General features: G+C 70.6%; 22 protein-coding genes and 1 riboswitch. Of the genes, 9 read left to right on the forward strand and 13 right to left on the reverse strand.

The window, feature by feature from the left end; genetic code table 11:
• Positions 1 to 226 precede the first annotated feature (226 nt).
• Positions 227 to 1,147, reverse strand: coding sequence for a cyclase family protein (locus E1294_RS34520; RefSeq protein WP_246083496.1), 921 nt, complete (start codon positions 1,145 to 1,147; stop codon positions 227 to 229).
• Positions 1,148 to 1,608: 461 nt separating this feature from the next.
• Between E1294_RS34520 and E1294_RS34525 the strand changes: the two genes are divergently transcribed.
• The 3 genes from E1294_RS34525 to E1294_RS34535 are packed head-to-tail and all read left to right on the forward strand — an operon-like array spanning position 1,609 to position 3,435.
• Positions 1,609 to 2,559 (forward strand): SPFH domain-containing protein, encoded by a 951-nt coding sequence (locus E1294_RS34525; protein ID WP_132515172.1) that lies wholly within the window; start codon positions 1,609 to 1,611, stop codon positions 2,557 to 2,559.
• A gap of 5 nt (positions 2,560 to 2,564) precedes the next feature.
• On the forward strand, positions 2,565 to 2,819 hold the full coding sequence (locus E1294_RS34530) for a type II toxin-antitoxin system antitoxin (protein WP_132515173.1): 255 nt from the start codon (positions 2,565 to 2,567) through the stop codon (positions 2,817 to 2,819).
• On the forward strand, positions 2,788 to 3,435 hold the full coding sequence (locus tag E1294_RS34535) for a GPP34 family phosphoprotein (RefSeq protein WP_132515174.1): 648 nt from the start codon (positions 2,788 to 2,790) through the stop codon (positions 3,433 to 3,435). Before E1294_RS34530 ends, E1294_RS34535 begins: the two co-directional genes overlap by 32 nt.
• 44 nt (positions 3,436 to 3,479) lie before the next feature.
• Here E1294_RS34535 and E1294_RS34540 read toward each other — a convergent pair whose 3' ends face one another.
• Both E1294_RS34540 and E1294_RS34545 read right to left on the reverse strand, forming a co-directional pair.
• Positions 3,480 to 4,157, reverse strand: a complete 678-nt coding sequence (locus E1294_RS34540) for a response regulator transcription factor (protein ID WP_132515175.1) — start codon at positions 4,155 to 4,157, stop codon at positions 3,480 to 3,482.
• Positions 4,150 to 5,865, reverse strand: a complete 1,716-nt coding sequence (locus E1294_RS34545; RefSeq protein ID WP_132515176.1) for a sensor histidine kinase — start codon at positions 5,863 to 5,865, stop codon at positions 4,150 to 4,152. Before E1294_RS34545 ends, E1294_RS34540 begins: the two co-directional genes overlap by 8 nt.
• 243 nt (positions 5,866 to 6,108) lie before the next feature.
• On the opposite strand from E1294_RS34545, the gene E1294_RS34550 reads away from it, so the two are divergent.
• Positions 6,109 to 7,392 (forward strand): serine hydrolase, encoded by a 1,284-nt coding sequence (locus E1294_RS34550; protein ID WP_165977625.1) that lies wholly within the window; start codon positions 6,109 to 6,111, stop codon positions 7,390 to 7,392.
• Between the two features lie 99 nt (positions 7,393 to 7,491).
• Here E1294_RS34550 and E1294_RS34555 read toward each other — a convergent pair whose 3' ends face one another.
• The 4 genes from E1294_RS34555 to E1294_RS34570 form a co-directional block, all read right to left on the reverse strand.
• Positions 7,492 to 8,145: a hypothetical protein gene (locus E1294_RS34555; protein WP_132515178.1), complete on the reverse strand. Its 654-nt coding sequence runs from the start codon at positions 8,143 to 8,145 to the stop codon at positions 7,492 to 7,494.
• A 361-nt stretch (positions 8,146 to 8,506) separates the two neighbouring features.
• Entirely contained in the window at positions 8,507 to 9,082 is a 576-nt protein-coding gene (locus E1294_RS34560) for a superoxide dismutase (protein WP_132515179.1), read from the reverse strand.
• A gap of 188 nt (positions 9,083 to 9,270) precedes the next feature.
• On the reverse strand, positions 9,271 to 10,485 hold the full coding sequence (locus tag E1294_RS34565; RefSeq protein ID WP_132515180.1) for an aminotransferase class III-fold pyridoxal phosphate-dependent enzyme: 1,215 nt from the start codon (positions 10,483 to 10,485) through the stop codon (positions 9,271 to 9,273).
• 10 nt (positions 10,486 to 10,495) lie between these two features.
• Positions 10,496 to 11,410: a carbohydrate kinase family protein gene (locus tag E1294_RS34570; RefSeq protein ID WP_132515181.1), complete on the reverse strand. Its 915-nt coding sequence runs from the start codon at positions 11,408 to 11,410 to the stop codon at positions 10,496 to 10,498.
• A gap of 36 nt (positions 11,411 to 11,446) precedes the next feature.
• On the opposite strand from E1294_RS34570, the gene E1294_RS34575 reads away from it, so the two are divergent.
• Positions 11,447 to 12,088 carry a TetR/AcrR family transcriptional regulator gene (locus E1294_RS34575; protein WP_246083497.1) on the forward strand — a complete coding sequence of 214 codons (642 nt, stop codon included), beginning with the start codon at positions 11,447 to 11,449 and terminating at the stop codon, positions 12,086 to 12,088.
• Positions 12,089 to 12,125: 37 nt separating this feature from the next.
• A complete protein-coding gene (locus E1294_RS34580; RefSeq protein WP_132515182.1) occupies positions 12,126 to 12,761 on the forward strand; it encodes a class II aldolase/adducin family protein in 636 nt (211 codons plus the stop codon).
• A gap of 69 nt (positions 12,762 to 12,830) precedes the next feature.
• On the opposite strand, the gene E1294_RS34585 is transcribed toward E1294_RS34580, so the two are convergent.
• Positions 12,831 to 14,399, reverse strand: coding sequence for a DUF885 domain-containing protein (locus E1294_RS34585; RefSeq protein WP_132515183.1), 1,569 nt, complete (start codon positions 14,397 to 14,399; stop codon positions 12,831 to 12,833).
• Positions 14,400 to 14,421: 22 nt separating this feature from the next.
• On the opposite strand from E1294_RS34585, the gene E1294_RS34590 reads away from it, so the two are divergent.
• On the forward strand, positions 14,422 to 15,645 hold the full coding sequence (locus tag E1294_RS34590; protein WP_181958597.1) for a DUF4032 domain-containing protein: 1,224 nt from the start codon (positions 14,422 to 14,424) through the stop codon (positions 15,643 to 15,645).
• Between the two features lie 73 nt (positions 15,646 to 15,718).
• Here E1294_RS34590 and E1294_RS34595 read toward each other — a convergent pair whose 3' ends face one another.
• Positions 15,719 to 16,321, reverse strand: coding sequence for an NAD(P)-dependent oxidoreductase (locus E1294_RS34595; RefSeq protein WP_132515184.1), 603 nt, complete (start codon positions 16,319 to 16,321; stop codon positions 15,719 to 15,721).
• Between the two features lie 53 nt (positions 16,322 to 16,374).
• Here E1294_RS34595 and E1294_RS34600 point away from each other — a divergent pair, with 53 nt between their 5' ends.
• Positions 16,375 to 16,725 carry a winged helix-turn-helix transcriptional regulator gene (locus E1294_RS34600; RefSeq protein WP_132515185.1) on the forward strand — a complete coding sequence of 117 codons (351 nt, stop codon included), beginning with the start codon at positions 16,375 to 16,377 and terminating at the stop codon, positions 16,723 to 16,725.
• Here the strand turns inward: E1294_RS34600 and E1294_RS34605 are convergent, their stop codons facing one another.
• From E1294_RS34605 to E1294_RS34620, 4 genes are all read right to left on the reverse strand, one after another.
• Positions 16,726 to 17,571 carry an alpha/beta fold hydrolase gene (locus E1294_RS34605; RefSeq protein WP_220448089.1) on the reverse strand — a complete coding sequence of 282 codons (846 nt, stop codon included), beginning with the start codon at positions 17,569 to 17,571 and terminating at the stop codon, positions 16,726 to 16,728.
• 38 nt (positions 17,572 to 17,609) lie between these two features.
• The gene (locus tag E1294_RS34610) at positions 17,610 to 18,137 is read right to left on the reverse strand and encodes a hypothetical protein (protein WP_132515186.1); all 528 of its coding nucleotides are present in this window, start codon (positions 18,135 to 18,137) and stop codon (positions 17,610 to 17,612) included.
• A gap of 173 nt (positions 18,138 to 18,310) precedes the next feature.
• Positions 18,311 to 18,447, reverse strand: a riboswitch (cyclic di-AMP (ydaO/yuaA leader).
• Positions 18,448 to 18,610: 163 nt separating this feature from the next.
• The gene (locus E1294_RS34615) at positions 18,611 to 18,811 is read right to left on the reverse strand and encodes a DUF5302 domain-containing protein (protein ID WP_132338076.1); all 201 of its coding nucleotides are present in this window, start codon (positions 18,809 to 18,811) and stop codon (positions 18,611 to 18,613) included.
• A gap of 75 nt (positions 18,812 to 18,886) precedes the next feature.
• Positions 18,887 to 19,456 carry a class I SAM-dependent methyltransferase gene (locus E1294_RS34620; protein WP_132515187.1) on the reverse strand — a complete coding sequence of 190 codons (570 nt, stop codon included), beginning with the start codon at positions 19,454 to 19,456 and terminating at the stop codon, positions 18,887 to 18,889.
• A gap of 124 nt (positions 19,457 to 19,580) precedes the next feature.
• Here E1294_RS34620 and E1294_RS34625 point away from each other — a divergent pair, with 124 nt between their 5' ends.
• Positions 19,581 to 20,567 (forward strand): rod shape-determining protein, encoded by a 987-nt coding sequence (locus E1294_RS34625; RefSeq protein ID WP_132515188.1) that lies wholly within the window; start codon positions 19,581 to 19,583, stop codon positions 20,565 to 20,567.
• The last annotated feature ends 37 nt before the right edge of the window (positions 20,568 to 20,604 follow it).

The raw sequence follows: 20,604 nt of genomic DNA on the forward strand, positions 1-20,604 counted from the left end.
CATCAACGACGGCGACCCCGTCCTGGCCCCCGTCCCCCCACCCGCCGTCTTCGGCTGACCCAGGACCACATACGGCGTGCGTCCCTGCACTCCTGTCTGGCGCCGATGAGGATCACGGTGCGGGAGGCGGCCCCGGGTCGCGATGTGGTGAAGGTACGGCGGGCGGCCGGTGCCGGCCTGGGACGATCTGAGGCCTGGCGCGTCGCACCCCCCTCGTGAACCGGGGTCAGAATGTGGCGATCGGGTTGACCGGGCTGCCGGACGTGCCGGCGAAGCGGACCGGCGCGACTGCGAGGTGGAAGTCCCACTGGCCGAGCTCGGCAGCCGTCGTCGCGCACGCCTCCAGGTCGCAGTTGTCGAGCATCCACAGACCCATCGCGACGAGGCTCACGGCGTGAACCGGCATCAACACGTCTTCGTACCCCGACGGCTGAACCTCCTGGGGGGTGTCAGCGCCGATCAGCGCGACCTCCCGTTCATGCAGCCACGGCAGGCAGGACGCGTGCCAGCCGGCCTGCGTGAAACCGCCGGCCTCACCGGCCTCGTGCCGGGCCCGGCCATAGCCGGTCCGCAGGAGTACCGCATCGCCGGATCGCACCCGCACACCCTGGCGACGCTCGGCCTCCTCCAGATCGTCGGGGAACACACCCTCCCCCGGTTCCAGCCACGGCACATCGCGGACCCCCGCAATGTCCAGCAGGACACCACGCGTGGTGATCCCGTTCGCCGCCGCCGTGACGGCCGCCCACGCCGATCCCGCCGCGGCGTCGACAAGCGAGTGAGAGCGCCCGTTGTACATCGTGCCGTCCCAGTAGATGTGGCACGGCGAGTCGATGTGGGTGATGGTGTTGCCGTGGAACGTGATGCCGAGCCGCTCGGACGAGAAGCCCCAGCGCCGGTCGGCATGGAATGCGGCTACCGGCATGTTCTCGGCACCCGGCATGTCGGCGGCGCACGGGCACGTCGTCGTCGACCGCTCCATGTCTTTCGGTACGGCAACCTCCCATGCGCACGACACACTCCTGCCGTGGCGCACGGCACGCGCCGCCGCCAGCCGGACGTCGTCGGTGATGTGGTTCAGAGTGCCGAGCTCATCGTCGTCGCCCCACCGTCCCCAGTTCGACAGCGTGTCGAAGAACCCGAGCACGTCGTCCTGTGTGGGCATCGGTCGCCCTGCCGTCATCCCAGCATCGGCTCCTCCGGTCACGCGGCTCGGGGCACCGAAGGCAGGGTATCCCGCCCTCTCCTCTGGCATGCCAAGGTCCGCTGAGCCGGCATAGTACTAGATCAGCGGGCCGGTTGCCTCAAGTTGAGCGACGTGGATGCAAGGAAGCATCGCACGGTACGCCTCACGCTGCTCAGTTTGACGTTTCGCCTGGTCAGCGGTCTCGCGGGTGTGCTCCTAGCGGATCGAGCGGAATCCGGCGGTAACCACATCCGGAAGACCGCAACGGCAGGCGTTCACCGACCTGGGAGAACCCCGTTAACGCCGGATTCCGTTCCACATCTCTCTAACCCCCGAATCCCTCTCTCGCCCTCCTGCCGAAAAAGTGATATCACTTAGATAGCAAGGTGAAATCGACAGAGAAGCAGAGAAGGAGACAGGTCATGACCGACACATCAGGCGGGGTCGCGGTCGAAGGGGCCATCATCGACATGCCGGCGCCGCGCACGAGCGAGCACCCGGTCCGGGCGGCCAACGGGTTCGTGATGGTCGGCGTGGCCACGCTGGTCACGCTCGCGGGGACGGCCCTGCTCATCGTGGCGATCACCATGCTCGCCTCGGGGGCCGGGCAGGGCGGCGTGTGGCTGCTCGTGGCATCCGTGCTGATGATCCTCATCGGCATCGTGTTGTCCTTCGGGCTCACCGCGGTGGCCCCGGGCGAGGCCAGGGTCGTGCAGTTGCTCGGCCGCTACGTCGGCACCCTGCGCACGCCCGGCCTGCAGTGGGTCAACCCGATCACCCTGCGGCGGCGGGTGTCCACCAGGATCCGCAACCATGAGACGGACGTGACGAAGGTCAACGACGCCGACGGCAGCCCCATCCAGATCGCGACCGTGGTGGTCTGGCAGGCGGAGGACACGGCGCAGGCGGTCTTCGAGGTGGACGACTTCGTGGAGTTCGTCGCCATCCAGGCGGAGACGGCGGTGCGCCACATCGCGGGCAGCTACCCGTACGACTCGCACGGCGAGCCGCGGTTGTCCCTGCGCGACAACGCCGACGAGATCAACGAGAAGTTGTCCGCGGAGATCTCGGTCAGGGTGGCCGCGGCCGGGGTGAAGATCATCGAGTCCCGCATCATCCACCTGGCCTACGCGCCGGAGATCGCCCACGCGATGCTGCGGCGCCAGCAGGCCGGCGCGGTGGTGGCGGCCCGCCAGCGGATCGTCGAAGGAGCGGTCGGCATGGTCGAGACGGCGCTGGCCAAGCTCGCCGAGCACGACGTGGTCGACCTGGACGAGGAGCGCAAGGCCGCCATGGTCAGCAACCTGCTCGTGGTGCTGGTCGGCGATCGTGACACACAGCCGATCGTGAACACCGGAACGCTCTACCAGTAAACGTCGTGGAACGGAAGAAGATCCTCCTGCGGCTCGACCCAGTGGTCCACGACGCGCTGGCCAGGTGGGCTTCCGACGAGCTGCGCAGCACCAACTCACAGATCGAGTTCCTGCTGCGCAGGGCCTTGTCGGAGGCCGGGCGCCTGCCCGACGGCGTGGGGCGGATGCGGCCCCGCGGACGGCCGAGAAAGAGCCAGGAGGAAACCCAGGAGGACAAGGAGCCGGCGGATGAAGACGGAGATTCGGGTGGAGCGGGATGAGTCCCTGCCGAGGTCGGCGTTCCTGCTCGCCTTCGACCTGCGCAAGGAACGACTGGCCAACCGCGGCGAGCTGGGCTACCTGCTGCGCGCGGCAGCGCTGGCCGAGCTGCTGGTGGCCGGCAACCTGACGGACGACGCGGGCATGGCGCGGGCGGTCACCGCCCCCGTCGATCCCGGCCCGCTGCAGGCGGCCGTGTGGGAGCAGATCGCGAACTCCCCGCCCCGGTCGTGGCGGCAGTGGATCCGCAAGGACCGCGCGGACGCGTTCCGCCTCGTCCGCGACGAACTGGAGGCCGACCGGCTCATCCGGGTGGAGCGGCGGCGGGTGCTGCTGTTCCCCGTCGAGCGGATCACGCCGCGCCGGCCGTACCTGTCGCGCAAGCTCGCCGAGCGCGTCAGCAGGGCGGCGCGCGGCGGCCGGCCCGTGGGCCGCCTCGACCAGGACATCCGGATCCTGGCGGCCCTCGCGGCGGCGGCCAGGCTGAAGCTGCTCCCGCCGGAGCGGGAGCAACGCCACCACGGCAGGAGACGGGTCGAGCAGCTGTCGGAGCCGGTAGAACCGGTGGCCACAGCGCTGCGCAAGATCCTTCAGGCTGCCCAGGACGGCGAGGGCTGACCAGCGGGGCGCCGGGTCTGCTCAGCCCTCCCGCGGGCACGACGCTAGGACGGGTCTGGGCCCAGGTAGGCCAGCACGGCAGCCACCCTGCGGTGCACGTCCCCGCTGTTCTCCAGGCCGAGTTTGGTGAAGATGGCGTTGACGTTCTTCTCCACCGACGAGATCGACAGATGCAGGGCCCGCGCGATGGCCGAGTTCGAGCGGCCGTGCGCCATCTCCCGCAGCACGTCGCGCTCGCGGCCGGTCAGCTCCTCCCGCTGGCCGCGCACGTCACGCCTGGCCAGCAGGCCCTCCACCACCTTCGGGTCGATGACCGAACCGCCCGAGGCCACCGCGCCGATCGCGCCGAGCAGCTCGTCCAGGTCCCCCACCCGGTCCTTCAGCAGATAGGCGTAGCCCTCCGTGCCGTGTTTGAACAGCTCGAACGCGAACAACGCGTCCGCGAACTGCGACAACACCACCACCCCGACGCCCGGGTGGGCGGAGCGGATGCGGTGGGCGGCGTCGATGCCCTCGAAGCCCGGCCGCCACTCCCCTCCCGGCATCCGGATGTCGGTGATCACGACGTCGGGCCCGAGCCGGCGTACGGCGTCGAGGAGCTCGTCGGCGTTGCCCACCGCGCCCACGACCGCCACCTCGCCCGACATCTCGAGCAGCCGGCGGGTGCCCTCGCGCACCAGATAGTGGTCGTCGGCCACGACCGTGCGGATCGGCTCACTCATCGACCGGCACCCACGCGTTCACCCATGTCCCCTTCCCCGGCTCGCTGCCGACGCTCAGGCCGCCGCCGAGGGCGTCCAGCCGGTCCGACAACGTCGCCAATCCTCTGCGCCGCGCGAGCGAGGCGTCGAAGCCCTTCCCGTCGTCGGCGACGGCGGCGGTCAGGCGGCCGTCCGCCTGCGACAGCCGTACCTCTATGGTGGCGGCCCCCGCGTGCTTGAGCGCGTTGGTCACGGCCTCGCTCACCGTGAAGTACATCGCACCTTCTATCTCGTCGGGGAAGCGCCTCGACCGCAGGGCGGGGGCCGAGGTCACCGTGGTGCGCACCGGCAGGCGCGAGCAGCGCTCCTCGACGGCCTCCACCAAGCCGCCCTGGCTGAGGGACGACGGGTGGATGCCGGCCGCCAGCTCGCGCAGGTCGGCGAGCGTCTGACGGGCCTGCTCGCGCAGGTGGGCGAGCATGTCGGCGCCCGCTCCCGTGGCGCGGGCCAGCTCGATGCCGGCGATGAGGGCGACGAGTTGCTGCTGGACGCCGTCGTGGATGTTGCGTTCGATGCGGCGGCGTTCGGCCTCCTGGGCGTTGACCAGCCGGGTGACGAGCCCGGCGCTCTGGATCGCCAGGCCCGCGGGAACGGCCAGCGCCTCCAGGAGCCGCCGGTCCTGGTTGGTCAGCGGCCCGGCGTCCCTGGGGCCGCATTCGATGTGTCCGAGCCCGCCGCGTACCGGCATCGTCAGCACGGCCGGCTCCTCCGCCTGGCCCGCCACCACGCGTGTCCCGTCGGCGAGCGTCACGGCCGCCCATCTGAGCTCCAGCCCGGCGCGCACCGCGGCGGCCAGCCGGCGGAGCTGCTCCACCGGCTCGGGCGTGTTCTCCAGCGCGGTGCCCAGGTCCGACAGCATCTCGCCGACCGTCGGCCGCACGTCGAACACCAGGTGCAGGCGCGATCCCCTGATGCCGAACCGGATGTCGAGCAACCGGTGCCGCACGATCGCCACCCCGATGGCGGCGGGAAGCGAGCCGATCAGCGCCAGCCCTGCAAGCCCTACGAGCCACGGCGTGCTCAGCCCGAAGAGGAAGAGCATCGTCAGTACGGCGCCCGCCACGGTCGCGGCGACGCCCGCGACCATGCACGCGTACTGCGCGCGCTCGGACCGCTCGCTGCGCCGCCAGCGGAGCACCAGCCCGCAGAACACGAACCCCGCGATGATCCACGTGACGAACTGCCCGGTGCCGCCCACCAGCGCCGCAACCGGGTCGGCCACGGTCGCCGGGTTGGAGGGGTCCAGCCCGGCCCTCGCCATCCCGATGCCGTGCGCGGCGATCGCGATGCCCGCGATCCACGGAACGGCCCGCCAGCGCCGCGAGGGCAGCCGGCCGTCGGGGAACAGCAGTGGAACAAAGATCCAGGTCAGCCCGTAGAACAGGGCGAGCCCCACGGACTGCATGTACGGGAAGAACCCCGCGGGGGCGACGGAGGACAGCCCTGTGCCCAGCATGCCGACCCCGAGCGACAACCCGGCGGCGAGCAGCACCCAGCCGTAGCGGACCTCCGGACGTCTGTATGCCAGCAGCCAGCCCACTCCGGGCAACATCAGAGCGACAAGGATGAACGGCAACATCGCCGGCAGGCCGTACTCCACCGACGTTCCCACCACGATCCCCGCGGCCGAGGCCACCGCGAGCAGCCCGGCCACCAGCCTGGATGTCATAAGCCACCATCGTCATGAGGGATCGGGAGGGCGTCTATGAGGTTAGCCGCATATTTCCTCCGGACAGCCTCACCTGCGAGAACGGTGGCCCGCTTGGTGGCCCCCGCCCCCGCGCTCCGCTTCGCTGGTGGTCACGCGAAGTCGAGCCGAAGGAGCTTCTCCATGCATACCCCGTCGAAGAGCGCCCGGGCCCTGGCTGCGGCCACAGTGGCGGCCACAGTGGCAGCCACTATGACGGCGTGCGTGAGCCAGGCGGTTCCCGCTCAGGCCACGGCGGCTCCCATCAGCGCCAGCGCCACCTCCGCACCCGAGATCCCCGCGACGCCGGCGGGCAAGCAGCTGGGCTGGCTGATCGACGCGAGCAGCCGCGCCCCGATCCCCGAGGACGAGCTGAAGAAGCACTTCTCCGCCTCCTTCCTCAAGGGCGTCCCGGCCGACCAGATCAACCAGGTCCTGACCGGGTTCAAGGACATGCGGCTGACGAAGATCGTCCAGTCGCGGGAAACGGCACTGGTCGCCCTGGTGCAGGCGGCCGGCACGGCGTACGAGGTCGTGCTCTCGGTGGACGGCGCGGGCCTGATCGGCGGCCTGCAGTTCCGCCCACCCGCCCCGAAGAGCTGGTCCGAGCTCGACAAGCGGCTGCGCAAGGCCGCGACCCAGACCGGGTTCCTCGCGGCCGAGGTGAAGAAGAACGGCGACTGCCGCCCCCTGCACACCGTCGCCGGCGACAAGGTGCGCCCGCTGGGCTCGATGGTCAAGCTGTACGTGCTGGGCGCGGTGGCGCAGCGCATCAAGAGCGGCGCGTTCGGCTGGGACACCGAGATCACCATCACGCCCGAGCTGAAGAGCCTGCCCAGCGGCCAGCTCCAGGACCGGCCCGACGGCAGCAAGGTCACCGTGCTGGAGGCCGCCAAGCTGATGATCTCCATCAGCGACAACACGGCCACCGACCTGCTGATCCACCAGGTGGGCCGCAAGACGGTCGAGCGCACGATACGGGCCTGGGGCAACCCTGACAAGCGCAACGCGCCGCTCCTCACCACACGGGAGCTGTTCGTGCTGAAGGGCGCCGACTATCCCCGCCACGCCAAGCGGTATCTGTCGCTGAGCACCGCGAAGAAGCGGGACTACTTGGAGAAGGTCGTCGCCAAGGTGCCCCTGGACACCATCGCCGCGTGGGACAAGCCGCGCGAGCTGGACACCATCGAGTATTTCGGCTCGCCCTCCGACATCTGCCAGGCCTACGCGCGGCTGGCGAAGATGCCCGACAAGCACGTGAACGAGGCGATGTCGATCAACGACGCCGGGCTCGGGCTGCCGGCGAAGCAGTGGCCGACGGTGTGGTACAAGGGCGGTTCGGAGCCGGGCGTGCACGACCAGAGCTTCCTCGCCCGCACCTCCGGCGGGAAGACGTACGTCGTGACGGCGATGGCGGTCAACCCGAAGGCGGTCCTCGACGACGGGGCGCTCGGCTTGGAGCTGACCGCTCTGGCCCGTGGCGCGTTCACCCTGTCCAGCAGTTCCTGACCCCGCCTCTTCGCCGGGGCACGCCAGGAACGTCGAACCGGAGCCCTCACGCTCATCGCGTGTGGGCCCCGGTTCGGCGACGTCGCGCAGGCGGGTGGCTTACAGGAGGCCATCTCCGTCGAAGAGGTCCTCCATCTCGATGGTGTTGCCGAGGTCGACGCCCTCATTGTCGGCCACGGTGGAGTTGGACACGATGACCGCGGCGGTGGAGCCCGTACCGATGCTGTTGCCGAACTCGGTCGCGGTGTTGCCGACGATCTTGGAGTTTCTGACCGAGATGCTGCCCTGGGTGTAGACGCCCCCGCCCTTGGCGGCGGAGCTGCCGGTGATGACGCTGTCGTTCAACGCCAGGGAACCCCCGGTGTCGACGAGGATCGCGCCGCCGTTCGCGCCGTCGACGCGGCCGTTGCGAAGAGTGAGGTGGTTGAGGGTGAGCTTGCCGCCGCGCTTCACCCGGAAGATCCGGAAGGCCGAGGCGTGCTCCGCCCTTTCCACGGTCGCACCGTTGCCGTTGACCGTGACGTCCGCCCTGATCACCGGCAGCCCGTTGTCGCCGTTGTCGGCGTTCGTCAGGCGATAGAGGCAGCCGGCCTGCAGGTCAAGAGTCCCGCCGGCGGTGTTGGCCGTGTCGATGGCACGCGTCAAAGCGGCAACCGAGCACGTGACGGGGGCCGCGGAGGCGGGAGTGGCGACGGGCCCGAGAGCCACGCCCGCCAGGGCGACGACGGTGCAGACTTTGGACGTGAAGCGCATATGGACTCCTGTGTTGACGGGAAGCCTGGGTGGCTGTGACCGGCTCGGTCAGGAACCAGGGAGCCTGACGCGCTCTTCACGCCCACCGTCGAGCCCGGGACGGGACGCCGCGGGATCACGGCCCGTGAGCCACGCGAATGGGCATGCGGTGTGTGCCGGCGGGCGGGTAGAGAGGGTACGACTCGCCGTTCCATCACCGAACGTAATCGACCGTGTCGAACATGTAACGCTGCGACGCGCGTAACTCCACCAAAGACTCGTCACTCTGAGTAATCGCCTGGCATGCCTGTTCTGGGCGGCAACAAGCGGCCGCCCGCCCCATGAGCGTTCAGGAGGCGGGCGGCCGTGGTGGAAGCGGGACTTATGACACCTTCTTGAGCGTCACGCAGGCGACGCGGTCACCGGCCACGCCTGCCTCGGGCCCCTTGGGCGTGGTCGGCTTGGCGTGCATGACCAGCGAGCCCGGCAGCTTGGCGGGGTCGAGGGCCCAGTCGTTGCGGGCCGTCGAGCGGCCGGCCCCCTCGTCGTCGGTGCGGATGTCGAGCCAGACCTCGCTTTCTGGATTGATCTTGCCCGGGCGGTGCTGGTAGTGCGGACCGGAGTCGTCGGGCTTCTTCCCGCACGGCTTGGTGTGCAGGTGGACGCCGTAGCGCCGGTCGGGCAGCAGGCCCTCGGCGACGAGCGAGGTGGTGGTCTCGCCTCCGGACGACTCGACGGTGACGCTGGCCTGGGCGCCCTTCGGGGCGAGCTTGCGGTCGTAGGCGATGGCCGAGGTGTCGCCGTCGGTGAACTCACCGGAGCCGGACAACGTGATCGCGCCGTCCGGGCTCTGGGCGGCCTCGGGACCGACCGCGTTCTGGACCGGGGCGGGCGGCCCTGCACAGGCTCCGGCACAGGCGACGGCGAGCAGGACGAGCGGAAGTTTGGACGCGCGCATGAGACCCCCATGGTTCGAGCCCCTCCGGCATGAGGGCTCCGAGAGGCACCCACTCTAACGAGTGACCGGCCGATCACATAACGTGTCGGAGATTCGGTGCCAGGTTGTGCGGCTCCGTGCTCCGCAGGCGCACGAGGACGTGTGCCTGCGGAGCACGGAGCCACCTGAGGGTCATCCCGCCGGGGCAGTCAGCCGACGTGGGCGCGGGTCTCCGCGAACGCCTGGTCCGTGCCCTCCAGGGCCTTGGCGACGTCGTCCTCCGTGTGCGCCGCCGACATGAACCAGTTGTGCCACGGGTGCAGGTAGACGCCGTGCCGCAGGCAGGCGTCGCTCCAGTGCATCGCCACGGACAGGTCGGCGTCGCCGTCGAAACTGAGCCACGGGATCGTCACCGGCCCTGTCTGGTTCACGGTGAACCCGTGTGACTTGGCCTGCTCGTAGAGCCCTTCGCGCAATCGGGCCCCCGCCCTCTCCATGGCGGCGATGCCGTCCGTGTCGCGCAGGGTCTCGATGGTGGCCTTGGCCGCCGCCATCGCAACCGCCGAGAACCAGAACGACCCCGTCGAGTACAGCGTCTGCGCCGGTCCGCGCAGCGCGTCCGTGCCGGTCACGGCGGCGATCGGGTAGCCGTTGGCCATCGCCTTGGACCAGGCCGTCAGGTCGGGGCGCACCCTGTACGGCTCCCACGAGCCGCGCAGGTCGACGCGGAACCCGGCGCGCACGTCGTCGATCACCAGGGCGGCCCCCAGGCGGTCCGCCAGGGCGCGGGCGCCGCGGGCGAAGGCCGGCTCCACCAGCTCCTGGTCCTCGAACGAGTCGTGTTTGAAGGGTGTGACGATGATCGCCGCCACGTCGCCTTCCACGGTCGCCGCCGCAGACTCCAGCGACTCCAGCGAGTTGTACGTGAACTCCACCAGGTCGGCCCGCTCGTTCGGCGTCGTGCCCGCTGGTGAGGGCGTGCACCAGGGGTCGGCCCCGTGGTATGCGCCGTGTGCCATCAGCACCTTTGTCCGCCCGGTGGCGGCTCTGGCGACCATGAGCGCCTGCGTGGTGGCGTCGGTGCCGTTCTTGGAGAACATCGCCCAGTCGGCGCTCGGCACGGTGTCCACCAGCAGCTCGGCCAGCTCCACCATGATCGGCCCAGGCCCGTTGAGGCAGTCGCCGAGCGCGGCCTGGCGGGCGGCTGCCTCCTCCACGCGGGGGTGCCGGTGCCCGAGCACGACGGGGCCCCAGCTGCACATGAAGTCGATGTACTCCCTGCCGTCGACGTCCCACTGCCGGCAACCCTCGCCACGTTCGAAGAACTGCGGAAAGCCGGGGGCGAAGAGGGCGGCGTTGAGGTGGCCGTACATGCCGCCGGGGACGACCTTCGAGGCCCTCTGGCGGAGTTCTGCATCGGTCATCTTGGGGTCCTTAGAGGAGGCTGAGAATGGATGCGAGGTCGGTGAGGCCGGCGTCCGAGCCGAGGCCGGTGGCCACGCGGGCGGCGGCGGCCGTGCCCCAGCGGGCGGCGACCGGCACGTCCTGGCCGTGCAGCAGGCCCGTGAGGAAGCCGGCGCAGTAGGCGTCGCCGCAGCCGGTCGTGTCGGCCACCTCCGCCTTGATCGCGGGCACCCGCTCCGCGCCGTCCGCCGTCACGACGAGGCTGCCCGACGCGCCGAGGGTGACGAGCACGCCGCGCGGCCCGCGGGCCAGCAGGGTGTCCGCGGCCGCCGCCACGTCGGTGGCGCCCGTCATGAGGAGGGCCTGCGGCTCGTTGGGCAGGACGTAGTCCACGTGGGGCAGGAACGCCATGGCCATGCCCAGCAGGTCGGGCATCTCCGACAGCAGGTCCATCGTGACGATCGTCCCGGCCGCGCGTGCCTCGTCCAGGAGCGCGAAGAAGGCCGGATCGCCGAGGCCGAACGTGACGTCCATCCCGCCGAGGTGGATCGCCCGCGCGCCGCGCAACACCCCGGCGTCCAGGTCGGCGTACGTCACACCGAGGTTCGCGCCGGGCACGTGGAAGCTGGGCCGGCCGCCGTCGGGTCTGATGGGCAGGATCGACGCGGCGGTCTGCTCCCCCGCCCTGCGCACGAGGCGCGAGACGTCCACGCCGCGCTTGGTGAGCACCGCCAGCAGGAAGTCGCCCAGCTCGTCGTCGCCGACGGCGCCCATGGTGACCACGGAGTTGCCCAGCTTGACCAGGTCGACGGCCGTTCCAGCGGCGGCGCCCGCGGCGGTGAGGCGGATCCGGTCGACCAGCACGGTGTCCTGGCCTTCGGGGATGTGCTCGACGGGCCTGGCGAGGATGTCGACGATGTGCACGCCGACGGTGGCGACGGTCATGGTCTAAATAGACAGACGTCCGAATAAAAAGTCAATATGGTGAAGTACGCCTACGAGAGGGGCAGCCCGATGCCGAAAATCGTCGACCACGACGAACGCAGGCGCGAGGTCATGTCGGCGGCCGGCCGGGTGATCGTCAGGGACGGCATCGACGCCGCCACCACGCGGGCCATCGCCAAGGAGGCGGGCTACTCCAACGGGGTCCTCGCCCACTACTTCGGCGACAAGGACGAGATCCTGCTGTCGGCGCTGCGCCAGTCGCACCAGCGCATCCGTGCCCGGCTGACCACCAAGGTCGAGGGCGCGACGGGGCTGGCCGCGCTGCGCGAGCTGCTGCTCGACAACCTGCCGCTGGACGCCGAGCGCGGCCAGGAGACCCGGCTCGAGGTCAGCTTCTGGAGCCGCAGCCTGACCTCGGAACGCCTGGCCGAGGTCCAGCGGGCGGAGGCGGGCGAGCTGCGCGCCGCCGTACGCGACCTGCTCGGGCAGGCCCGTGCGGCCGGCGAGCTGCCCCCGGAAGACCACGCGGAAGACCACGCGGACGACGACCTGGACGACCTCACCGAGCACCTGCTCGCCCTGGTGGACGGCCTCAGCCTGCACCTGCTGCTCTATCCCGGCAGGATCACCCGGGAGGGCGCGGAACGTATCATGCTGGGCGCCCTCGATCGCCGCTAATTGCCGCGTTTCGGACGATCCACTAAATTCGACGCATATGAGCCTCCGCGAGCAGTTGTGCGAGTACGGGCGGCGTGCCGTCGAGCTCGGCCTGGTCATCGGCACCTCGGGCAACCTGAGCGTGCGCCAGGGCGACCTGGTGGCGGTCACGCCCTCGGGGGTCGCGCTCGACCGGCTGACGCCCGAGCTGTGCCCGATCGTCGACGTCTCGGGCCACCTCGTCGAAGGCGACGCCCAGCCGTCCAGCGAGACCCCCATGCACCTGGCCGTCTACGAGGCCACGGACGCGCTGGCCGTGGTGCACACACACTCCGTGTTCGGGACGGTCGTGGCCACCACGATGACGGAGCTGCCGCCGGTGCACTACAACGCGCTGGCGCTCGGCGGCGTGGTCAAGGTCGCTGAATACGCCACGTACGGCACCCCCGAGCTGGCCGCCAACGTACGGGCGGCGCTGGAGGGCAAGCAGGCTGCCCTGATGGCCAACCACGGCGGGGTGACCATCGGGCCGACGCTGGAGCAGGCGTTCGAGGCGACCCGCCTGCTGGAGTGGTTGTGCGAGGTGTACGTCAGAGGGCTCGGCGTCGGCAAGCCGGCCGTCCTCACGGACGAGCAGCTCGCCGCCGTCGTCGACCGCGCGCTCAACCCGCCGGCGTTCCCCCGCCGCCCCTGACCGCACGCCCGGCCCGGCCGCCCGCACGGACGGCCCGAACGCAAGGCCCGAACGCACGACCGGCGACGGTCAGGCGAGCGCGGCCTGCTCGGCCAGTCCCAGGGGCAGGCCCCCGGACCCGGCGATCCGGTCGTGGAACTCCTTCGGCGTGCCGCGGAACGACTCCCGGATCCGGTCGATCTCGATCGCGCCCGTGAGGTAGGACGGCGCCTGCGTGGGCCAGGCGCAGTAGCGGTTCACCTCACCCTGCGCGGTCCCCGGCGACAGCGACGCCTTCGTGGCCATGAACGTCTCGGCCTCCTCGACGGACATGTCCTCGCAGTGCAGCGCGGTGTCCACCACGATCCGGGCGGCGCGGAAGATCCGGCAGTCGAGGTGGGCCAGCTCGGTGGCAGGGGTGCCGAAGTAGCCCCGCTCGTGCAGGAGCTTCTCGACGTACAGGGCCCAGCCTTCGGTGAAGTACGGGGTGCGGAAGACCTTCCTGACCGTGCGCCGGTTGCCCGCCATGTACGACAGATGCCAGTGGTGCCCCGGATATGCCTCGTGGACGGCGATCGACGGCATCTGGGCCCGCGAGTTGGTGCGCAGGCGCTGGCGTACCTGCTCGGGGGTGAAGTCGTCAGGCGTGTACGGGACGAAGAAGACGCCCGTGCGTGAGAGGCTCAGCGGCGGCGGCGACAGGTAGTGGGCGACGGACAGGACCGGGCGCGTGTACTCGGCCGACGGCAGCACGTGGCACTCCTCGCCGTCGGCGAACGTGACCAGGTCGTGCTCCCTGACGAACGCGCGGGCCCGCCGGGTCTCCGCCTCGTATTCCGCGCGCATGTCGGCCAGCGTCGGCGGGTGGTCGTCCATGAGGGACTCCATGGCCGCCCGCCAGTCCTCGGTGCCGTTGACCCCGAGCGCGACCTGGCGCATCCGCGTGTCCAGCTCCGCCCAGGCGACCTTGCCCTTCTCGTGCAGCTCGGCGGCGCCGTACGCGAGCATCTCGCGCTCGCGCAGCAGCGTGGAGTAGAGCTTCTCCCCCATCCGCCAGGTGCCGCCGCACTCGAAGCTCTCCAGGAACGTGACCAGCTCGTCGAACGCCCGCGCGGCTGGCTCGGCGGCCTCGGCCAGCGTCGCGCGCAGGCCCTCGTCCTGGACCATGGAAGGGATCGTGCGGGTGAGGAAGTTGCGGCCGGTGCGTGCCTGGCCGAGCCCGCGCTGGACCAGCAGCGGGGCCGCCAGGTCGGGGTCCAGGTTGGCGCGGCAGGCGGCCAGCACGCCGGGCACCTCGGCGAGGCGGGAGACGGCGGCCGTCACCAGCTCGGGCTCCGGCTTGAGGCGGTGCTGGAACGGCGTGAACATCGAGGCGAAGATCGCGGCCAGGTAGGTGCCGGGGTCGCGCCGCCATGCGGGCCAGGACGCGAGCGCGATCGAACCCCTCAGCTGGGAGAGGACGAGGTCTCTGTCGATCGCGTCGTCGAGGGACACGGTCTCGAGTGCCGACAGGCGGTCGTGCCAGCGGACCTCCTCCTGCTCGCGGGCGGTCCAGGCGGTGGCGGTGAAATCGCCGAGGGTGTGATCGTAGCCGTCCGCCCCCAATGTGCTGGCGATGACGGGACGGTCGGAAAAGTACCACTTGAGAAACTCGTCCACCGATGCACCATATCCTGATGAAATGCCCCTGCAGATCACCGGCGCGCTAGGCGACCCTGACCTGATCCGCCTCCCCTGGGAGGTGCCCCTCCAAGACTGGCCGCAGCATCACCTGGTCGATCTGCCCCGCGGCATCTCGCGCCACGTGGTGCGGTTCGCCAGGCTGTCCGGCAAGGTGTACGCGATCAAGGAGATCAGCGAGCGGTACGCCAAGCGCGAATACCAGTTGTTGTGGGACCTCGCCCGGCTCGACGCCCCCTCCGTGGAGCCCGTCGCGTACGTCACCGGCCGCGAGAACGGGCTCGACGCGGCACTGATCACCAGGCACCTGCAGTTCTCCCTCCCCTACCGCGCGGTCATGTCGGGCACCCTGCGCCCCGACACGCTCACCCGCCTGCTGGACGCGCTGGCCGTGCTGCTGGTCCGGCTGCACCTGAACGGCTTCTACTGGGGCGACTGCTCGCTGTCCAACACGTTGTTCCGCAGGGACGCGGGGGCGTTCGCGGCCTACCTCGTGGACGCCGAGACCGGCGAGATGCACCCGATGATCAGCGAGGGGCAGCGGCGCGGCGACATCGACGTGGCGCACACGAACATCTTCGGCGAGATGCTCGACCTGGAGGCCGGCGGACTGCTGCACCCGTCGATCGACCCCATGGACACCGCCGAGGACATCGTCGCCCGCTACCACCGCCTGTGGGACGAGATCACCCAGAGCGAGATCATCGAGGAGGTCGACTGGCACCGGGTGGAGCAGCGGATCAGACGGCTCAACCTGCTCGGCTTCGACGTGGCCGAGATGATGGTGCGGCGCAAGGTCGGCACCGGCCGGCTGATCGTGCGGCCCAAGGTCGTGGACGCGGGGCACCACCAGCGGCGGCTGCTCAGGCTGACCGGGCTCGATGTGGAGGAGAACCAGGCGCGGCGGCTGCTCAACGACCTCGACGGTTTCAGGGTCGCCAAGGGCCTGCGGCACGAGGACGAGGCCATCGTGGCGCACCGGTGGCTGGCGGAGGTGTTCCAGCCCACGGTCGAGGCGATCCCGGCCGAGCTGCGCGGGAAGCTGGAGCCCGCGCAGCTCTTCCACGAGATCCTCGACCATCGCTGGTTCCTGTCGGAGACGGCGAACGCCGACGTGGGGCTGGCCACGGCCGTGACGTCGTACGTGGACAACGTGCTCGTGCACAAGCCCGACGAGAAGGCGCTGCTCCCCGACGAGGACGCCCAGCCGGTCTCCGGCCAGTAGCCCCGGCCGGCTCCGGCGACATGCCCCAACCGGGCTCTGGTGAGAAGCCCCGGCCGGGCCCCGGCGAGGCGGCTCAGTAGGCGACGGTGATGCGGCTGCGCGGGTGGGCGTTCTGCTCCACCTCGTCGGCGATCGCGATCGCGAGGTCCTCGGCGCTGATGGCGCTGCGGCCCTGCTCGTCGGTCAGCAGCGTGTCGCCGCCGACGCGGAAGGCGCCCGTACGCTCGCCCGGCGCGAGCTCCGCAGCCGGCGAGACGTAGGTCCAGTCGAGGTCCGTGACCTCCCGGTAGAGCTCGAGCGCGGCACGAGCGGCCAGCGCCTCCTTTTTCAGCCCCTCGGGAAAGCCGGGCGTGTCGACCAGGTCGACGCCGGGCGAGACCTGGAGGCTGCCCGCGCCGCCCATGACGATGAGCCGGCGCACCCCGGCCGCGCGCACACCGTCGATGAGGGCGCGGTTGGCGGCGAGGAAGGGCGGCCCCGGCTCGGTGCCGTCGCGCGGCGGCGCGATGGCGGAGATGACGGCGTCGTGGCCCTTGGCCAGCGTGGCGGCGTCGTGGACGTCGCCCTTGACGGGCCCGCTGCGGCTGAGGCCGGTCACCTCGTGCCCGCGGCCGGTCAGTTCAGCGGCGATGCGCTGACCGAGCATGCCGGTCGCGCCGAATAGAAGGATCTTCATGGCGCCACGATATCGATCGGATACTGGTTACTTCACCGTGCTATAAGTACCTTGTGGATACCGGTGATGTCTTCGACCCGAATTGCCCGACGCGGGTGGTCCTCGACCGGATCGGCGACAAATGGTCGGTGCTGGTGCTGCTCTGCCTCGCCGACGGGCCGATGCGCTTCACCCGGCTGCGCTCGCGGATCGGCGGGGTCACGCCCAAGGTGCTGACGCAGACGTTGCGGACCATGGAGCAGGACGGGCTGATCACGCGCGAGGTGTTCGCGGAGGTGCCGCCGCGGGTGGAGTACGCGCTGACCGACCTCGGCCGTTCCCTGCACGACCCCATCTCGGCGGTGGCCACGTGGGCCGAGACCCACGTGGCCGAGATCCTCCGGCGGCGGGAGCGGTCCGCGTAGTCAGGCGCCGGTCAGCTTGGCGATCTCGCGGGCGATCTCCGGCCAGAGCGGCTCGGGCAGGTCGTGGCCCATGCCCGGATAGGTCACCAGCCGGGCGCCGGGAATGGCCGCCGCCGTGGCCCGGCCGCCTTCGACCGGGATGAGCGGATCGTCCTCCCCGTGCAGCACCAGCGCCGGCATCGTCAGGCTCGCCAGCAGGTCCGTACGGTCGCCCGAAGCCATGATCGCGGCCAGCTGCCGGCCCGTGCCCGCCGGGTCGAAGCAGCGGTCGAACGCGCGCCCCGCCCTCTGGACGACCCTCGCCCGGTCCATCGCGTAACCGGGCGAGCCGATCACCGTATACGTCTCCAGCGCCTGCGCCATGACGGCCGCGCGGTCGGCGGCGGGGCGGGCGGTCAGGGCCGCGAACGCGGACTCCGTCGGCGGAGCGACCGTGGGGCCGGGCGTCGACATGATCGAGGTCAGGGTCAGCACCCGTGCCGGATACCGGATGGCCAGGGACTGGGCGATCATCCCGCCCATGGAGGCGCCGGCCACGTGGGCGGCCGGCCAGCCGATGGCGTCCATGAAGCCCGCGGTGTCGTCGGCCAGGTCGTCCAGCAGGTACGCCGAAGGCGCCCCCGTCGTGGGAGCGCCCTGGTCGTGGAGGTGAGTCGACAGGCCCGCGTCGCGGTTGTCGAACCGGACGACGTGGTGTCCCTGCTCCACCAGGAGCTCGCAGAACCCGTCGTCCCAGTGGGTGAGCTGTGCGCCGAGCCCCATGATGAGGAGCAGGGGCCGTCCGTCGGGGGAGCCGATGCTTTCGTAGGCGATGTCGATGCCGTTCGCGGCTACGCGGAGGGTCACGGGGGCCAGAATGTCATTCTGGTGCCGCGTTCGTAAAGTCAGCCTCGCCGGGCGTAGGCGCCGGTGGAGAAGGGCACCGGCCGCCCCTTCTTGCCCAGGCCGTCACCCCACTTGGTGATGACGTAGTCGATCTCGATGTGCCCCTTGCCGCCGTTACCGTCGATCATCAGCGAGTCGCGGTTGAAGGTGCCCCCGGTCAGGTCGGCGAACGTCTTGGCGTCGAGATCCAGCATGATGCCGCGGCTGGACGGCTCCCCGGGCCCTCGGTCCCCGACGAAGAAGGGCATCTTCTTGCCCTTGTAGATCACGTACCCCTCGGTCAGCAGCGGCCAGCTCGGGCTGGCGGCCATGCCCTTCTGCATCGGCTTGCCGCTGGCGGGCAGGCCGGTGTCGCCGGCCCTGCCCGAGCCGTCGTCCCAGAAGTACGACGCCGTGGTGGAGCCCTTGAACAGGACCTTCTCTTCGGCGCCCGGATCGGCGTGTGCCGCGGTGCAGACGACGCTCATCGAGCTGACGGTGGAGGCGGTGAGCAGGGCGAGGGAACGCAGGCCAAAACGGGGAGACATGAAATGTGGAGTCCTTCGCGAGGGGACGAGGGGGAGGCACGCCGGCAAGCAGGCACGGCGCTGCGGCACGCCCGAGCGACTACATCGGGCGAGAGAAAGAACCTGGGGAAGGAGGGCCGCTCAGGCGGCCGGCACTACGCGATTCGGGGGTACGACGCGGTGATACATGCGTTATGTCCTCTCCATCACACCTACCGGGTTAGCTGACGGGTTCGGGCGTGGAGATGCCCTACCGGCACGCGGCCGGATTCACCCCAGTGAGGGTGGGTCCCCGGTTCCCGATCGAGTCGGGATTCGGCGCCAGCCGGAGGCCCTCTCTTGGGTAAGGGCCAGGTCACCGGCTGGTAATGGCGGCAACTCTAGCAGCGAATCGGACATACGCAAACGATTCGCCATCAACCGGGCAAAGATCTACCTAGCGCGGGAATACGAAAGGGGGTACGGCATGCCGTACCCCCTCAGTTCCTTCCGGCTCAGCCGCCGCTCTTGCGCCTGAACGATCTCTTACTCGCAGCCGGGCCGTGCGTCCCGTGAATCTTCGATGGGTCGACGCCCCTGCCACCAGCGCCGGAGCCCGCGTGCTGGTTGCGCTTGCGCTCCAGTGCTTCGCGGAACTTGCGCTTCATCTCGTCCTCGGGAGTTTCGCTGACTTCCGGCTCCGGTGATTCCGCCATGAGGACCTCCATGGTGTTGGGGACAACGACAGCTTCGCACGGCGTCGCTTTCGACGCGAAACCGACCTCGCCCTGTCACCCGTCGCGGGTGAACGCCAGCAGCCGGAACACCGGGTCCGGCCCGTCCCGCCCCTGCCCGTGACCCACGAACGTGGCCTCGCCGGCCTGCCGCAGACCGTGCCGGGACGCCTCCGCCACGACCAGCTCCGGGGCGTCGGCGGGATGCCGCCGGCCTCCAGGCCCGTGGGCGGCCCGCTTGTCGACCGTCGTGACGTACACCCCGCCTGGCCGCACCACGCGCGCGGCCTCGGCGATCACGGGACGGGCGTCGTCGAGCAGGTGCAGCAGCCAGATCGTGGTGACCGCGTCGACCGCCCCGTCGCGTACGGGCAACGCGCAGCCGTCACCCAGGGTTACGCGCACGCGCCCTGCGGCGACCCGCGCCATGCCGGCGGAGGCGTCCACGCCGAGCACCCGCAGGCCGCGCCCGGCCAGTTCCCTGGTCACCAGCCCGGTGCCGCACGCGACGTCGAGCAGCGTGCCCCCGGGCAGCAGCCCGCGCACGGCCTCGGCGGCGGCCTCGGCCCGCGGCAGACCGCCACGGGTCTCGTCGTAATGTGCGGCTTCGAGGTCGTAGTCGAGCACGACGGAAGCGTACGCCCGCCGGGTAAAGGGAGACCGTTCGGTTGCTGGTGTTGTGTTGGAGTGGCCCAGGAAATACACCCCGCATGTTGGTCGACGCCCCGAATGCCACGATGGACGTGCCGCGATGAACGTGCTCGGTCATGACCTGGCGATGGATCTGGGTGCCGCGAGCACCCGGATCTACGTCAAGGGCAAAGGCATCGTGCTCGACGAGCCCTCCGCCGTCATGCTGGACAGCCGCACGGGCCGGGTCGTCGGATACGGCACCGAGGCCGCGCAGGGCGCGCGGGGAGAGACACGCTGGCCGGTCAGCGGCGGCCTCCCGGTCGACGACGAGCTCGCCCGGCACCTGATCAGATACTTCCTGCGCAAGGTGCACGGGCATCCGTTCTCCAGGCCGCGCGTCGTGCTGGCGCTCCCGAACAACTCCACCCCGATCGAACGTGCGGCGCTGCGCGACATCGCGTTCGAGACGGAGGCCCGGCAGATCCTGCTGATCCCGCACGCGCTGGCGGCGGCGCTGGGCGTGGGCCTGCCGGTCAAGGACTGCGCCGGGCGCATGGTGATCGACATCGGGCGCGACACCACCCGGATCGCCGTGCTCTCCCACGGCTCCGTGATCGCGGCCGCCACGGTCCCCGGCGGAGGCGAGGGCATGAACCGGGCCATCATCCGCCAGGTCGAACGCGACCACGGGCTGCAACTCGACGAGGAGGAGGCCGAGTCGGCCAAGCGGTGTGCCGGCAGCGCGTGGAAGCCACTGTATCGGCAGGTCACGGTGCGCGGACGCGAGAGCGACACCGGCCGTGAGCGTTCGGTGCCGCTGCCCGTGCAGCGGATCTACGAGGCGACCAGGCAGCCCATCGAGTCCATCGTGCGGGCGGCGATCGAAACCGTCGAGCAGTGCCCGCCCGAGATCTCCTCGGATCTCGCCGACCGCGGCGCGGTGGTGGTGGGCGGCGGCGCGCTGCTGCGCGGGCTCGGCCGGCGGTTGCGGGCGGCGCTGGGCATTCCGGTGAGCAGGGCGGAACGGCCGCTGGAGTCCGTGGCGCTCGGGCTCGGCCGCTGCGCGGAGGACCTGGGGCTGATCTCCAGGCTCCGCGGCCGGTGACCCCGCGCGCGAGAGAACGACGCGACGACGGCCCGGC

Origin of the sequence: Nonomuraea diastatica, assembly GCF_004349015.1 — a bacterium.
Taxonomy (GTDB): Bacteria; Actinomycetota; Actinomycetes; order Streptosporangiales; family Streptosporangiaceae; genus Nonomuraea; species Nonomuraea diastatica.

What these genes read in the sequence shown, in the direction of transcription:
- E1294_RS34525 (WP_132515172.1), top strand. Translation starts at nt 1,609, where the DNA reads ATGACCGACACATCAGGCGGGGTCGCGGTCGAAGGGGCCATCATCGAC.
- E1294_RS34535 (WP_132515174.1), top strand. Translation starts at nt 2,788, where the DNA reads ATGAAGACGGAGATTCGGGTGGAGCGGGATGAGTCCCTGCCGAGGTCG.
- E1294_RS34540 (WP_132515175.1), bottom strand. Translation starts at nt 4,157, where the DNA reads ATGAGTGAGCCGATCCGCACGGTCGTGGCCGACGACCACTATCTGGTG.
- E1294_RS34545 (WP_132515176.1), bottom strand. Translation starts at nt 5,865, where the DNA reads ATGACATCCAGGCTGGTGGCCGGGCTGCTCGCGGTGGCCTCGGCCGCG.
- E1294_RS34555 (WP_132515178.1), bottom strand. Translation starts at nt 8,145, where the DNA reads ATGCGCTTCACGTCCAAAGTCTGCACCGTCGTCGCCCTGGCGGGCGTG.
- E1294_RS34560 (WP_132515179.1), bottom strand. Translation starts at nt 9,082, where the DNA reads ATGCGCGCGTCCAAACTTCCGCTCGTCCTGCTCGCCGTCGCCTGTGCC.
- E1294_RS34565 (WP_132515180.1), bottom strand. Translation starts at nt 10,485, where the DNA reads ATGACCGATGCAGAACTCCGCCAGAGGGCCTCGAAGGTCGTCCCCGGC.
- E1294_RS34570 (WP_132515181.1), bottom strand. Translation starts at nt 11,410, where the DNA reads ATGACCGTCGCCACCGTCGGCGTGCACATCGTCGACATCCTCGCCAGG.
- E1294_RS34575 (WP_246083497.1), top strand. Translation starts at nt 11,447, where the DNA reads ATGGTGAAGTACGCCTACGAGAGGGGCAGCCCGATGCCGAAAATCGTC.
- E1294_RS34580 (WP_132515182.1), top strand. Translation starts at nt 12,126, where the DNA reads ATGAGCCTCCGCGAGCAGTTGTGCGAGTACGGGCGGCGTGCCGTCGAG.
- E1294_RS34590 (WP_181958597.1), top strand. Translation starts at nt 14,422, where the DNA reads ATGCCCCTGCAGATCACCGGCGCGCTAGGCGACCCTGACCTGATCCGC.
- E1294_RS34595 (WP_132515184.1), bottom strand. Translation starts at nt 16,321, where the DNA reads ATGAAGATCCTTCTATTCGGCGCGACCGGCATGCTCGGTCAGCGCATC.
- E1294_RS34610 (WP_132515186.1), bottom strand. Translation starts at nt 18,137, where the DNA reads ATGTCTCCCCGTTTTGGCCTGCGTTCCCTCGCCCTGCTCACCGCCTCC.
- E1294_RS34615 (WP_132338076.1), bottom strand. Translation starts at nt 18,811, where the DNA reads ATGGCGGAATCACCGGAGCCGGAAGTCAGCGAAACTCCCGAGGACGAG.
- E1294_RS34625 (WP_132515188.1), top strand. Translation starts at nt 19,581, where the DNA reads ATGAACGTGCTCGGTCATGACCTGGCGATGGATCTGGGTGCCGCGAGC.